12 protein-coding genes are annotated in these 15,375 nt (G+C 32.1%); 4 read left to right on the forward strand and 8 right to left on the reverse strand.

What is annotated here, in order from left to right; translation table 11 throughout:
- Both ACIQ2J_RS14305 and ACIQ2J_RS14310 read left to right on the forward strand, forming a co-directional pair.
- Positions 1-368: alpha/beta hydrolase-fold protein (locus tag ACIQ2J_RS14305; RefSeq protein ID WP_396171072.1), on the forward strand; the 368-nt coding region annotated here is incomplete at its 5' end.
- Between the two features lie 99 nt (positions 369-467).
- Positions 468-908: a DUF1456 family protein gene (locus tag ACIQ2J_RS14310; protein ID WP_396171074.1), complete on the forward strand. Its 441-nt coding sequence runs from the start codon at positions 468-470 to the stop codon at positions 906-908.
- Between the two features lie 118 nt (positions 909-1,026).
- Here ACIQ2J_RS14310 and ACIQ2J_RS14315 read toward each other — a convergent pair whose 3' ends face one another.
- A complete protein-coding gene (locus ACIQ2J_RS14315) occupies positions 1,027-1,458 on the reverse strand; it encodes a DUF1573 domain-containing protein (protein WP_396171076.1) in 432 nt (143 codons plus the stop codon).
- 342 nt (positions 1,459-1,800) lie between these two features.
- Between ACIQ2J_RS14315 and ACIQ2J_RS14320 the strand changes: the two genes are divergently transcribed.
- Positions 1,801-4,491 (forward strand): valine--tRNA ligase, encoded by a 2,691-nt coding sequence (locus ACIQ2J_RS14320; RefSeq protein ID WP_396171079.1) that lies wholly within the window; start codon positions 1,801-1,803, stop codon positions 4,489-4,491.
- 105 nt (positions 4,492-4,596) lie between these two features.
- Here ACIQ2J_RS14320 and ACIQ2J_RS14325 read toward each other — a convergent pair whose 3' ends face one another.
- The 4 genes from ACIQ2J_RS14325 to ACIQ2J_RS14340 all read right to left on the reverse strand — a co-directional run bounded on the left by ACIQ2J_RS14325 (position 4,597) and on the right by ACIQ2J_RS14340 (position 8,423).
- Positions 4,597-5,085 carry a hypothetical protein gene (locus tag ACIQ2J_RS14325; RefSeq protein WP_396171081.1) on the reverse strand — a complete coding sequence of 163 codons (489 nt, stop codon included), beginning with the start codon at positions 5,083-5,085 and terminating at the stop codon, positions 4,597-4,599.
- Positions 5,086-5,174: 89 nt separating this feature from the next.
- Positions 5,175-6,293, reverse strand: a complete 1,119-nt coding sequence (locus tag ACIQ2J_RS14330; protein ID WP_396171083.1) for a VIT1/CCC1 transporter family protein — start codon at positions 6,291-6,293, stop codon at positions 5,175-5,177.
- A gap of 77 nt (positions 6,294-6,370) precedes the next feature.
- Entirely contained in the window at positions 6,371-7,750 is a 1,380-nt protein-coding gene (locus ACIQ2J_RS14335; RefSeq protein WP_396171085.1) for a sensor histidine kinase, read from the reverse strand.
- A gap of 1 nt (position 7,751) precedes the next feature.
- On the reverse strand, positions 7,752-8,423 hold the full coding sequence (locus ACIQ2J_RS14340; RefSeq protein ID WP_396171087.1) for a response regulator transcription factor: 672 nt from the start codon (positions 8,421-8,423) through the stop codon (positions 7,752-7,754).
- A gap of 192 nt (positions 8,424-8,615) precedes the next feature.
- Here ACIQ2J_RS14340 and ACIQ2J_RS14345 point away from each other — a divergent pair, with 192 nt between their 5' ends.
- Positions 8,616-10,709 (forward strand): LTA synthase family protein, encoded by a 2,094-nt coding sequence (locus ACIQ2J_RS14345; RefSeq protein WP_396171089.1) that lies wholly within the window; start codon positions 8,616-8,618, stop codon positions 10,707-10,709.
- A 94-nt stretch (positions 10,710-10,803) separates the two neighbouring features.
- On the opposite strand, the gene ACIQ2J_RS14350 is transcribed toward ACIQ2J_RS14345, so the two are convergent.
- The 3 genes from ACIQ2J_RS14350 to ACIQ2J_RS14360 all read right to left on the reverse strand — a co-directional run bounded on the left by ACIQ2J_RS14350 (position 10,804) and on the right by ACIQ2J_RS14360 (position 14,396).
- A complete protein-coding gene (locus ACIQ2J_RS14350) occupies positions 10,804-12,216 on the reverse strand; it encodes a hypothetical protein (RefSeq protein ID WP_396171091.1) in 1,413 nt (470 codons plus the stop codon).
- Positions 12,217-12,276: 60 nt separating this feature from the next.
- The gene (locus ACIQ2J_RS14355; protein WP_396171093.1) at positions 12,277-13,464 is read right to left on the reverse strand and encodes a hypothetical protein; all 1,188 of its coding nucleotides are present in this window, start codon (positions 13,462-13,464) and stop codon (positions 12,277-12,279) included.
- Positions 13,465-13,781: 317 nt separating this feature from the next.
- Complete coding sequence (locus ACIQ2J_RS14360) at positions 13,782-14,396, reverse strand: hypothetical protein (RefSeq protein WP_396171095.1); 615 nt, start codon at positions 14,394-14,396, stop codon at positions 13,782-13,784.
- Positions 14,397-15,375 lie beyond the last annotated feature (979 nt).

A 15,375-nucleotide genomic window follows, 5' to 3' on the forward strand; every position in this document is an offset into this window, starting at 1 on the left:
CCAATGCTAAAAACACCTGTCTTTGGGGTAGTTCCCTTGGCGGATTGGTTTCTTTTTATGGCGCTTTAAAATATCCAGAAGTATTCGGGAAAATTGGTTGCTTCTCCCCTTCTTTTTGGTTCAACCGAAAAGAAATTTTTGAACTCATGAATTCTACTAAATCCTTCAAAACCAAAGTCTATTTTCTTTGTGGCGATAACGAAGGAGATGCCGATATGGTGCAAGATTTAAATAAAATGGAATACCAAATCAACACCAAACGCTGCGAATGCCAAATGCTTAATAAAAAAACCATTGTAACAGGTGGGCAACACAACGAAAAATTATGGCGGGAAGGTTTCAAAAAAGCGTACCTTTGGCTTTTCTAATGGGTAGGTTGTTTGTTATTTACAGTTTATTGTTTAGGGTTACCAAAACTACAAACAACAAACAACAAACAATAAACCCTAAACTAAAAACAACAAAAAATGACAAATAACGATATTTTCAAAAAACTACGTGTTGCCTTAATGCTTCGCGACGATCAAATAGAAGAAATTTTAACTTTGGTAGATTTCCGAATGTCTAAAGGCGAAATAGGAAACTTTTTCAGAAGCGAAGACCATCCAAAGTATATGGAATGTGGTGATCAAGTATTGCGTAATTTCCTTAACGGACTGGTAATTCACTTACGCGGAACCAAAGAAAATCCAAAAATTCCTATGGATGTAATTGCGGTTCATAAAACGGAAGCGCGACCAAAAGAATTTACAAAATCGGAAGGAGCCCCTAAAAAAGACTTCCAACCAAAAACCGATTTCAAGAAAAAACCAGGTACTAATCCAAAATTCAAGGATAAAAAACCAACCAAGAAAATTGAAATTGTAGAAAAAGTGCAGTACAAGAATGGTAAAAACACTAAAGGTTAAATCATTAATCTAAATTGTAAAGTCACAAATTGAAAACATTTTTCTTTGCACCTTCGTTTCTTGGCGAAAACAAAATAAAAAAAACGGTCTGAAATAATTTTCAGACCGTTTTCTATTTTTATTGCACTGGACCCGCTTTTTTCTTTTCCAGCAAATTCACTTCCGGTTTCACAATCACTTCGCCCTTAATTTTCAAGGCAACCATCCCTCCTTCAACATTCACCGCATTCGTTTCCACGGTAATCGTTTTCCGAATCGGACCCGGATTCATATTGTATTTCACTGTTATAAAGTCCGATTTTCCAGGTAAAATTTCCCCAGATGGTTTACTCGGAACCGTACAACCACAAGTCGACTGCACATTTTTTATCACCAAAGGCTGATCGCCCGTATTTGTAAACTCAAATTTTCTAACTCCATCGTCCGAATCCTTAGAAACAGTACCATAATCAATCGTATTATCCTTATCTTTAAAGACAATCTTTGCCCCGCTTTGAGCAAAAACAAAACTATTTGCTATCATAAAAGCAACAACGAATACATTTTTCATAAGTCTAAATTTTAATTATTTACTTTAGTAAAAATAGTACTTTAAATTAAAAAATAAAATTTTAATTCTTAATTTTTTATAAAAGTACTAATTCCCTACTTTTGCAGATAGATACACAAAAAATATACCAAATTTTATTTTAGTAGTTTCGATAAATTCAGGAGCGAATGGCTCGGGCTTTACCAGTAAACCATTTTCCTGCTATCCGCTACAATACTTGCAGAAAAAGCAAGTATTTTCGCTACTATCAGGGCTAATAAGTTAAAGGTATTGAATTTTTGTACAATATAAAAAACACTTTCAGTATATAACTGAAATCTAATATCTGAAATCTAAAATTATATGATTCCTGCACAATTTAATTCCAAAGAAGTAGAACAAAAATGGTACGACTACTGGATGAAAAACGATTACTTTTCTTCCACACCCGACCACAGAACCCCTTACACCATTGTAATTCCGCCACCCAATGTGACTGGAGTATTACACATGGGACACATGCTTAACAATACCATCCAAGATGTGTTAATTCGTCGTGCGCGTTTAAAAGGATTCAATGCTTGTTGGGTACCAGGAACCGACCATGCCTCTATTGCTACCGAAGCCAAAGTAGTTGCAAAACTTAAAAGCGAAGGCATCAACAAAAACGATTTAACTCGTGAAGAATTTCTAAAACACGCTTGGGATTGGACCAATAAATACGGAGGAACCATCTTAGAACAACTAAAGCAATTAGGTTGTTCATGCGATTGGAAACGAACCAAATTCACTATGGATCCTGATATGTCAGCCTCTGTAATCCATTCGTTTGTAGACCTATTCAACAAAGGATTAATCTACCGTGGCTATAGAATGGTAAACTGGGATCCAGAAGCCAAAACCACCCTATCCGACGAAGAAGTAATCTTTGAAGAACGCCAAGGAAAATTATATTTCCTAAAATATAAAATCCTCTCCCCAGCCCTCTCCAAAGGAGAGGGAGCAAACACCCTGACCTCCCCTCCTTTGGAGGAGTCGGGGGAGGAATACCTTATTGTAGCAACTACACGTCCCGAAACTATATTTGGGGATTCTGCTATTTGCATCAATCCCAATGATGAACGTTTTACTCATTTGAAAGGAAAGAAAGCAATCGTGCCTATTTGCGGACGCGTAATTCCTATTATTGAAGACGAATATGTAGATATCGAATTCGGAACAGGATGTTTAAAAGTGACTCCTGCTCACGATATGAACGATAAAACTTTAGGAGAAAAGCACCAATTGGAAATCATTGATATTTTCAACGAAGATGCTTCCCTAAATTCTTTTGGAATGCACTACCAAGGGAAAGATCGTTTTGTAGTTCGTGACGAAATTGCAATCGAACTAGAAACTATTGGAGCGTTAGCCAAAACCGAAATCCACCTAAATAAAGTAGGAACTTCCGAAAGAACCAAAGCAGTTATTGAACCACGCTTATCCGACCAATGGTTTTTAAGCATGGAAGAATTGGTAAAACCAGCCATCAAAGCCGTGCTAGAAACTCAGGAAGTAAAATTATACCCAAGCCGATTCAACAATACCTACAAACATTGGTTAGAAAACATTCGCGATTGGAACATCTCGCGTCAATTATGGTGGGGACAACAAATTCCGGCTTATTTTTATGGCGATGGAAAAGAAGATTTTGTAGTTGCCGAAAATATTGAAAAAGCATTAGAACTTGCTAAAGAAAAAACTTCCAACTCCCAACTTCAAACTTCCGACTTAAAACAAGATGTTGACGCTTTAGATACTTGGTTTTCTTCTTGGCTTTGGCCAATGGCTGTTTTTGGAGGAATTACCAATCCAGAAAATGAAGATTTTAAATACTATTATCCAACCAACGATTTAGTAACAGGCCCAGATATTTTATTCTTTTGGGTAGCCCGAATGATTATTGCTGGATACGAATATGCAGGTGAAAAACCATTTACCAATGTATATTTAACTGGTTTAGTTCGCGATAAACAACGTCGTAAGATGTCTAAATCTTTAGGAAATTCTCCAGAACCATTAGAATTAATTGAAAAATTTGGTGCCGACGGTGTTCGTGTAGGTTTGCTTTTAAGTGCTTCTGCTGGAAACGACATCATGTTTGACGAAGAATTGTGCAACCAAGGAAAAGCCTTTACCAATAAGATTTGGAATGCCTTCAAATTAATTAAAGGCTGGGAAGTTTCAGATGCTATTCCGCAACCAGAATCTTCTAAAGTAGCCATCGAATGGTACGAAACTAAATTACAAAGAACCTTAACTGAGATCGAAGAAAATTTTGATAAATATAGAATTTCCGACGCGTTAATGGCAATTTACAAACTCGTTTGGGATGATTTCTGTTCGTGGTTTTTAGAAATGATCAAACCGGCTTACCAACAACCAATTGACAAAGTAACCTTTGAAAAAGCAATTGAAATGTTGGAAAATAATTTAAAATTATTACATCCGTTCATGCCTTTCTTAACCGAAGAAATTTGGCAACATATTGCCGAAAGATCTCCAGAAGAAGCCTTAATTGTTTCCGAATGGCCGAAAGCTAAGGCTTACGATGAAAAATTAATTGCCGATTTTGATTTTACTATTGAAGTAATTTCAGGAATTAGAACCATCCGAAAAGACAAAAACATTCCGTTTAAAGATACTATGGAATTGCGAGTGGTTAACAATGAAAATACAAGTACCTATTTTGATTCGGTTATTTCCAAATTAGGGAACATCACTTCATTAGAATATGTATCCGATAAAGTAGATGGGGCTTTATCGTATAGAGTAAAATCGAACGAATATTTTATTCCAATTACTGGAAATATTGATGTAGAAGCCGAAATTGCAAAATTAACCGAAGAGTTAATTTATACCAAAGGATTCTTGAAATCGGTAGAAGCAAAATTATCTAATGAGAAATTTGTTGCAGGTGCTCCAGAAAAAGTATTAGAAATGGAACGAAAAAAACAAGCCGACTCCTTAGCTAAAATAGCAACTATTGAGCAAAGCATTGCAGGATTGCAATAAAATTATAACACATATTAAGAAAAAAAGCATTGAGAAATCAATGCTTTTTGCGTTATAATTATTGGAGAAAACCTCCTTATAAATAGATAATAATTTCAGTCTTAATTAATCTTCATCTTCACTAGGTTGTGTTGCAGTAGGATTAATAGTACTAGTTGCTCTAATTTCGGTATGTCGAATTTCTCCTCCAGTTGTGCCAGTTTGTTGTGCAAAAAATACTCCAACAATTGCAATTGTAATTGCTATTATAGAAATTAAAGTTGCTTTAGAATGTTTTTTGAAATTTAAATATAATCCAACAAGAGAGACAACTCCTAAAACGTATAATACCAAAGCTAATTTTTCAGCTATTTCTTCATGTTCGTGGATAATATTTTTGCCAATGTTAGGAAAATCTTCTACAATTTCTTCAGCTCCTTCACCAGTACTCATACTTACAGCGGCAAAAATTGCACCAACAATAAACAATCCGTAAGCAACATTTTTTACAACATTATTCTTGAGAAAAAATCCAATAATTAAAATTCCCAAACCAAAAATAATTCCAATAATAGGAAAGTGGTTTACCACCATGTGTAAGTGTGCATCGTTCATAATTTCTATAATTTAAGTTACAATTTTTAAATATTGATAATGTATAAAGTTACAACTTTAAAAATTATTAAAGTTACATAATTCACTTATTATCCAGCTAATGAAACTCCAATTAAGGCTCCTATTCCATATGTAATTGCTGCTGCTGTCAATCCGAAAAACACTTGGCGTGAACCAGAAAACAAAATGGTTTTTCCTGTAAATAATGTTATTGCAGAACCGATACAAAACAAACCAACAACGCTGCTGCCCACGCTTAAATAAATAGCATTTTGGCCATGCAAGAACATAAAAGGGTATAGTGGAATAATTGCTCCTATTGCAAATAAAACAAAGGATGTAATTGCTGCTTCCCAAGCAGAACCATCCAATTCTTCTTTATTTATTCCTAATTCTTCTGTGATTAAAGTTTCAATAGCAGATTCATTGGTTTCAAATGCTTTATTGGCTAGTTTTGTAGCTTCATCAATTGTCATACCCTTTGCTTGGTATAATAAAATAAGTTCCTTTTTTTCTTCTTCTGGAGATGCTTCAAGTTCTGCAGTTTCCAGAGCAATTTGATTCTCGTATAATTCTTTGGAGCTTTGCACAGACAACCATTCTCCTAATGCCATAGAAATTGCACCTGCTAATAAACCCGCACAACCGGTCAACAATATTGTATTGTTTGAAACAGCTGCTCCTGCAACTCCCATAACTAAACTCATGTTAGAAACTAATCCATCGTTGGCACCTAAAACTGCTGCTCGTAACGCATTACCACCAACAGATTTATGTCTGCTTTCAAATTTAGATAGAAAGCCCCCAGATACATTTAGTGCCGAATTACTATTTATAGCTTCTATAATTTTTAAATGGTTGTGTTCATAACCAGTTAATTTTTCGCCAGCCTCAATTTTATTTTTCACTGTATTTATTGCAAACTGTTTTTCAATTCCCGATAAACTACTGATGATAGAACCATATCCAAATACCTTACCTAATTTCAATTGTAATTTTGCTCTCGAAGAAGGAGTTGGAAAATTACAATTTACATTTTGAGTTCTAATTTCATCAAGCATGTGTTGGGCATGACCATCTTCAATTTGTGCTAAGGCTAAAAGAACTTTTTTTAAATTATCATCGGATTGAATAGCTGCAATACTTTTATATAAAAAAGCAGTATCAATCTCGGTTTGCAATTGTGTTTTTAATTTGTTTAAATCCATGTTAAAAACATTTTGGTTAATATGAAACTTATAAAAGAAAGGATAAACAAAGTTAGCATAAATTATTTATAATTAAATTAGGGTATGCTTAAAGTTAAGGTAGTTCCAACATTTTCTTGGCTTGAAATAGAAATCGAAATGGAAAGTAAATCGCACAATCGTTTTACTATAGACAATCCCAATCCAGTACCTTTAATTTCGGAATGATTAACTACATCCGATCGGTAAAAAGAATTAAATATTTTATCTAAATCTTTGGCTTGAATTCCAATGCCATTATCCGTTATAGTACAAGTAGTTATGTTATTTTTTTTGGAAAGCGAAATCTTTATTTCACCCGATTCTTTAGAATATTTAATTGCATTTGAAATGACATTATTCAGTATTATAGAGAGTAAATAGGTATCCGATTTAGCATAAAATTCTTCCTCAAACTGGGAATCAATTTTTAATTTATTGGCATTAATTTTTTCAGAAAAACGGGTTATTGTATCTAAAATCATCGCATTCAAAAAGATAGTTTCATTTTGAATATTTTGATTTTGATTTTCAAATCGAGCTAAAAGCAGCAATTGATCTACTAGTTTATTTACCCGATTTACTTCATTGATGCAAAAATTTATTTTTTCTTCATATTCTTTTTGCTCCCTAGGTTTACGAATCAAAACTTCCAAAGTTCCTTTAATGACGGCTAATGGCGTTCTTAATTCGTGAGAGGCATCGGATGTAAATTCTTTTTCACGTTCGATAGCATTTTCGATTTGGTCTAATAAATTATTAATTGTTTCGGAAAGGGTAAATAATTCATCTTTATTGGTTGGTAATTCAATTCGTGATTTAAGATTATCTTTAGTAATTCTGCTGGCGGTATCGGTAATTGCAGTTACGGGTTTGATACTTCTTCCTGCAATAAATCGAGCAATTAAAAACAATACTACTAAAATTAATGGGTAAGCAATAATCAATATTTTAGATAAATTGGTGATTACCATAAGTGAATCTTCTAAAGACATTGCCACAAGTAGAAATCCCACTTTAGTTCCATCCACCACAAGCGGTACTTGAATTTGTCGTATCGCATTATCAGATAGTTTAGTATCAAATTGTTCGTTGTTGGCAATTTTAGAATTTAAAACTAACAAATGATTTTTAAGATTGGGAGATTTCCCTACCGATTTTCCTTTGGTATCAACAAATTGAACAAAAACTGGATTTACATCTACGGTTTTATGCTCCCGTTCGTCCCATTCGTCTTGATGGGTAAGAATTATTTTGTTGTTTTTAAATTCAATTTCAGATAAATGTTTATTTACTTCCAATGAAATATCACTATTAACGTGATGGTAAACACTTAATTTTACAATAGAATGAATAACAAAAAACACAACAAATACAAGCATTGCTGTACTAATAATGTAATTGAAGGCAATTCTATTTTTAAAAGAAAATGGAGTCATATTAGTCGATATCGTTAGCAATATAGCCAACACCACGAATGGTTTTTATACAATCTTCGTCTTTAGAAAGATTTAGTTTTTTTCGAATAGCATTCATAAAAACGTCAATTACGTCGGTGTCGTATTCAAAATGAATATTCCAAACGTCTTCTATAATTTGTGTTCTTGTGCAAACTTTGCCTTTATTTTTGATTAAATACAACAGCAATTCAAATTCTCTGTGAGTAAAAAGTATTTCTTTAGTATCCGAAAACACTTGATGGGTATTAATGTCAATTTTGATAGTACCCAAAGTTAGCTGCTTATTGTCTTCTAAGGTTCTAAAATGAATCTTAATTCGTTCTAAAAGTTCTTCAAAACTAAAGGGCTTTTTTATATAATCGTTCGCGCCAGCTTTCAACCCTTCTATAGTTTCTTGGATAGTATCTCGTGCCGTTAAAAACAAAATTGGAACTTGTTTGTTTTTTTCTCTAATTTTCTTGCAAACTTCAATACCCGACATTTTTGGTAACATCCAATCAAGTAAAATCAAATCTACTACAGGATTCAGTGCTAATTCTAAACCCATAAGTCCATTATTGGCCACAACAATTTCATAGCCTTCTTCTTCTAACCCTTGTGTTAAAAAATTGGAGATTCCTATTTCATCTTCTATAATTAGTATTTTTGACATAACTTATTTATTTCAACACAAATATAAAGGATATAATATGATTTTTAAACCTTTAAATAAATGTAAACATAGGAATAATCTATATTTATCTGATAAATGGGAACTTAATTATCCGATTTTAAGTCAATCTTAATTTATAGGTTCCTTATCTTAAGAACGCTATTTTTTATACATTTGTAAAAAATAAAAACAATGCAATTATTCCAAAAAAAATCTCCCTTTTATAATCTGGCTTTATTTTATATACTAATAAGTCTTATCACTAGAATAGTTCTTCTTTTTCACCCTATTACCCAAACTAGTTTTACTATAATTGACAGCGTAAAAATATTTGTACTAGGATTAGTATCCGATGCATTTGTATTTCTGGTTGCCAGTGTTTTACTATGGATCTATTTATTGTTTTTATCCAATTCTAAATTCGATAAACCATGGGGATATATCTTCTTTGGAGGATTGGTTTTACTTTTGCTTTATGCTATTTCTGGAAAATCTATATTACATGAATACGGTGGCTCCTTACCTGAAATTGGAATTTCATTTATTGCACTAAAAACCATTTTATTCGGACTATTATTATTTTTACCTAAATACAGAAGCAAAATCCGATTTGCATTGTATTCTATTACTATATTTATTTTTGTTTTAGTAATTGTTCAAAATGCGGTAAGTGAATTCTTTTTTTGGAATGAATTTGGAGTGCGTTACAACTTTATTGCAGTAGATTATTTGGTTTACACCAATACGGTAATTGGAAATATAATGGAATCGTATCCTGTAGTTCCTTTATTTATTGGTGTTGGGCTAGTTTCTTTAATTGCCACCGTTATCATTATAAAAAAATCTTACTATTATTTAAATCATCTGCCAAATGTCTTGGAAAAGATTAAGAATTTCGGACTTTACGGTATCTTATTTGTAATTTCCTTATTTGTAATTCCTAGTGTTGCTAAACTACAAAATTCGACTAATGTATTTGCAAATGAATTACAGGCAAATGGGCTTTACCGTTTCTACTTGGCCTTTATGAATAGTGAATTGGATTATGATAAATTCTACAAAACCCTTCCCAAAAACGAAGCTTTTGCATTACTACAAAAACAAATTCCAGGAATTGGCAAGAATAGTTCCCTTAAACAAATTACTAGTACTGCTGCAGAAAATCATAAAAATGTAGTGCTAATAACTATTGAAAGTTACAGTGCCGATTTCTTAAAGGCTTATGGGAACGATCAGAAAATCACTCCTTTTATTGATTCTTTGGCTACACAAAGTTTGTTATTTACCAATTTGTATGCCGTTGGAAACCGCACCGTTCGTGGTTTAGAAGCCGTAACCTTGTGCTTTCCTCCTACTGCTGGTGAAAGTGTGGTGAAACGAGTGGATAATAAAAACAAATTTTCAACCGGAAGTCTTTTCAAACAAAGAGGTTATGCTACCAAATTCTTATATGGTGGGGATGCTTATTTTGATAATATGGGCGATTTCTTTTCTGGAAATGGGTACGATATTGTAGACAAAAAAGCATTCCAACCCAATGAAATTTCTTTTGCAAATATTTGGGGTGTATGCGATGAAGATATGGCTAAAAAAGCAATTCAGGTGATGAACCAAGAAGCAAGTTCGGGCAAACCCTTCTTTAACCATTGGATGACTGTGAGTAACCACCGACCATTTACTTATCCTGATGGAAAAATTGATATTGATGCGCATGCAAAATCTCGTGAAGGTGGCGTAAAATATACCGATTATGCACTGAGAAAATTCTTTGCTATGGCAGAAAAACAACCTTGGTTTAAAAATACGGTATTCGTAATTCTAGCAGACCATTGTGCTTCTAGTTCTGGTAAAACCGAACTTCCGGCAGATAAATATAGAATTCCAGCTATGATTTATGCACCAGGATTTATAGCGCCAAAACGATATACGAATTTGATGTCGCAAATTGATGTAATGCCTACTGTGTTTGGATTATTGAATTTTAAATACACTAGTAAATTTTATGGACAAGATGTTCTTAAACCCGATTATAAACCGCGTGCTTTAATTGCAACTTACCAAGATTTAGGTTTAATAAAAGATAATGTATTGACAATTATTTCACCGGTTAAAAAAGCAAAACAGTTCCAATTGACTTTGCAGCCAAAAGAAGGAATAGAATCGGATTTTCAATTGTATTACGACCAAAAACCTTTGACAAAAGAACGAACCGATTTGATTAATGAAACTATTTCCTATTATCAAACAGCATCTTATTTGCTAAAGAAAAAGAAATACCAGAAATAGAATTATTGAACTATTTAGGAATTATTAAGCACAAAAAATCCGGATTTACATATTGTAATCCGGATTTTTTAATTTTATTATTTTGGTAATTTATCTATAGTTTTATATCTGTATGACTAACAAAAATCATTTTACCATCGGTATATCGTTTAGCAAACAACATTGTATTTCTATCTGGAAAATAGGTGAAAAGTTGGTTGATATATTCACCATATTGATAATCTCTATACTCCGAATTATAATCTAAAGATACTTTAGTTTCTCTAGTATCTAAGTTAGGAGCATTCAATTTAAAGAAACCACCGTGGTAACCTAAATTGATATAATAATCGCCACGGTTTTTAAGCAAACCGAAAGAATCATTATATAAATTAGTTGCATCACCTAAACCAATTTTTTTCTTGAATTTGCCATCCATTCCAAGTACAATAATACTTGAATAACCAAATCTATAAACAGGAACTGTAAAGCTAGAATTAGGAAATGTAGGATCTGGCATGGTACCCGATTTGTATTTACAATCTGCAAATAACTGAATTTCGTTATTTTGAATAGTAACATTTCTAAAGACTACTTCATTAATATCTTTGATACTATTAAATCCTTCAATATCATTATTTTGTAGCATTTTACCTAATTGAATATCATACAACATTAAATAACCAAAATCTCCTCTGCGGATTCCTTTAGCAGGATAATTAAAGGCTACTAAATAATCTTGGGTTCCAATGGAAATTGCTAATGGTTTTTGAAGTTTGACAACTGCACCAAAATCTTTGTTTTCAATTCCGCTAGCATCTACCATTGCTAAAACATGGTTGCTACCAACTTCTTTAACGGTTCTTACAAATGCAAATTTACCCGAATTGGTAAGCACTCTTTCGTTAGTATTGGATTCTATTGGAAACGAAATAGTTTTTTTCCAAACTTCGTTCAAAGTAGTTCCGTCTAACACTAAACAATCGCTTTCTTCTGGATCTTTCTTAGTACCGTATTTTTGAAATACAATTCCAATATATTTTCCGTTTTCCGAACGCATAGTGAAGATATCTCCTGATTTAGATAACGATAAAATAGGATATTCAAAAACAGTAGTGGTAGTAAAAGTACCCGTAGTTTTATCAAAAACAATTTTGTCTAACTGTGCTTTTTTAGTTTTATTGGAATACGAATGCGTGAAAACTACAAATTTGGTATCTCCCAATTGGAAACTACCTTTGTAGAAATGCAAAGTAAACATATCTACCAAAGGAAAATTTTGTGTAAAGGTATTCACCAATTGATTTTTTTGGTCAAATTTTCTAATAATGACTTGGTTTTGAGCCAACATTCCATCACGATTAACCACAGAAGCCATGTAGTAATTGTAGTTATCTTTCATAACTAATTGCAGGTCCAATTCTGATTTGGTATCCACATCAAATTTGGTACCCCACTCCACTTTACTTTGACCAATCATGCTTGTTACTACTAACAACGCGGTACTTATAAATAGTTTTAATTTCATATATTTTTTATAAAAAAATGGGCAAAATAGCTATGCTATATTGCCCATGGTTATTATTTTTTATTTGTAAATTCCAGTTTCTAAACGTTTCAATTCATTTTCATCATCGTAAGACAATTTCATATAAATTTGATTTTCTTGAAACTCGTTTAAGTATTTTTCAGCTTCTGTTTTATTACCTAAAGCAATATTTAAACGAATCAAATTGAAATACACAAACTCAGCAATTTTAGCATTAAAATCGGCATTTTTATCCTTATAAACTACTTTAGTTAACGTTTCTTTCCAAATTTCAATACCTTTTTGCATGTTGGTCATGGCACTAGCACTAATTTGAGGATTTTGAGGATTTAACTTTCTTAAATTAGTAGTAACATAAATATCTGCTTTTTCTAGATCGTCAAATTTTCCTTTATTTTTTACACTTTGAATTTTCACAGATCCTTTAACGCTTTGGTATCCAAAATTATCATTCAAATATTGGTTGATAAAAGCCATTACTTTATTTAAGTGGTTTTTTTCTTCCAATGGTTTGTTGATATTGTTTGTTGGAGACGAAGAAATAAACTTAAATTCTTGAAAAAATGTAGTATTTGTTTTTTCAACACCATTCACTTTTACAACAAGTTTAGTAGGTTGATTGGCATACGTTTGTCCGGCATTATCTTGGAAATTTAGTTTTTGAACATCAAGACTTACCTCTACATAATTTCCTTCACGCGTAAAACCATCAATTGTAACTTGAGATGCCAATACATTGTTATCTACAATAATGTAATCGTTCAAATTTGGTTCTCTATATACTGGAGGTTGTGGTTTGTAATAAACTGGTTTTGATGGATTAACAAGTTTTGGATTTTTACCTTGATCGGTCATTGTTAATCGCTCCAACAAGGATAATTTTTTGAACTCTGCTGATTCCATAGCAAATTTTTCCTTTGCTTTAAGAACGTCAGAATCATAATCTTTTTCCTTAGTTTGAAATTCTTTTACACTTTCTGCTACAACATTGTCATAGTTTTTTAATGCACTTTGAAAATCAACTTTAGATTGTGCAATCACATCTTCTGCTTTAAGATTGTAAGGAGAAGTAACGGTAACTTTTAGTTGTCTAGAAGCTGCATCAATAGGAGTTTTAGGTGCTTTTAGCATTTGAAACTCTATAAGCTCTGAAGAAACGCTTTGTGCATTTACTGAAGAAATTGCAGCGAATACAAATAAAGAAAGTAGTAATTTGGGGAATTTCATTATTTATTTATTTAAAATTTGATGCAAATATAATCAATTAATCAATATCAAAAAGTATCGTATTTATTGGATTTAACAACTTAATAGAATAAAATATTAAAATTGAATATCTCCAAGATCGTCGGAATCTCTTACAATTGGCACTCCATCTGGATTTAAAATAAGTACTTCTTGAATTGCTACTTTACTTTGTAATTTCGATATTTAGGAGGAATCGCATCCTTAAATCAATTAGTAAAATGTGATTTCTACTTGCTAATACTAATAAAAAAAAGTAGGCTTTCACCTACTTTTTTTACTTTACAATTATTTTTAACCTAAACTAGATAAACTACCTGAACAATATCACTAGGCAATCCAACCTCATTATCATTTACCACTCCAAAGGCGCGGTATTGCCAAGTTTCTATTTGCCCGGGGGCATCCAAGACAAAGCTTTGGTCGAACGGACTTTTGTTAGCTCTAGCCAAAAAAGACCATTCAGTAGCATCTATTTTTTTGCGATAAATGTTTACGCCGTCTGTTTCCATTTTTTTAAATTTAATACGCACCTTACCTCCAAACATTCCAATAGTTAATGTTGGTTTAAATGTTGCATAATCTTTACTAGATGGGATACTAATAATACCCAACGCATTACCTATTCCTGCATTATAGCCTGGTAATGTTTTAATATTACTAATATCTGCTCGCAATGAGCCTCCATTAGTAGCAATTATTTCATCTCTTATTCCGATAGCCTCTTTTAAATCGGCTCTTTTTGCAGCCACATTACTGATACTACTCATAATTGTGTCGCATTTTGATTTTTGATTATCTGCTTGCTCTTGTGTTAAACCAAGAGTTGAAGCAACTTCTGCAATTTTAGCTTTGTAATTGCTTGCCCAAGCGGTTTGTGCTGCATCCGCTGTTGGAAAATAAGATCTTCCCATTTTTACATAAATTTTAATTAAACAAATATTGAAATTCTTACTTAAATTTATTAAATATTACTAACTACATTGCAGCCTAGCATGTTAAAAATTTCTAAATATTATCTTAAAATTCACAAATCCTTAATTTTATTGAGTTCCTCCAACTATTTAATTACTAAAATAGTAGATTTAAGTAATCGTGTTCTAGATTTAAGTAATCGTGTTCTAGCTCCTGTCTATATAAATCTGTATTTAAATAGGCAAGTTCTCTATTGGATGCATCATGTTCTGGATATAAATCGTCTTGTTCTATATTATTTTAAAAAAAATAGATCTTGAAATCGTCCTGTGCAAGATTAAAATAATGCTGTTCTAGTTTAAAAGTACCAGAAGCTGGATTGGAATAATCACGAGCTAGAACATGCCGACATAAATACAGAACAGAATAACATAAATACAGATTTAAGTTGTTTTGTTTTGGATTTATTTGGATAAAAATTGGATGTATCGTTATATTTAATGGATTTATTTTAACCTAGGAAGGATTTTTGGAAGTAGTCCTTAGTTTGTGTAAACAAAAAAGTCCCACCGAAGAAGGGATTGTTAATGTATTAAATTTGAATAATTTTGCTAGATATACTGATATTAAATGGAATTTAATTTTTTTCTATGAGGTCTGGATACCATCGCAATGCATCTCGCACCAATAGAACACTTCGCGGAGCGGGTAAAATAGAGAGTCCTTTGGATAAATTGGTAAACCAAGTAAATAAAAACAAATGAAATTTGCATAAAGTTTTTATTAGTTGTAGTATTGTTTTAGAAATAAGAATGATTTAATAAGTTACATATACATTCTTATATCTACTAGTTAGTGGTAATCGTAGAAAAAAATCGCGGAAATGAAACTTAAACATAATAAAATCAGATGTATAATGAGTAATAAAATATCAATTTCATTTTTGTTTTTTTCTATATTTTTAATCTTATCTTGTAA

This window comes from Flavobacterium sp. (genome assembly GCF_044357305.1).
Classification (GTDB): Bacteria; Bacteroidota; Bacteroidia; order Flavobacteriales; family Flavobacteriaceae; genus Flavobacterium.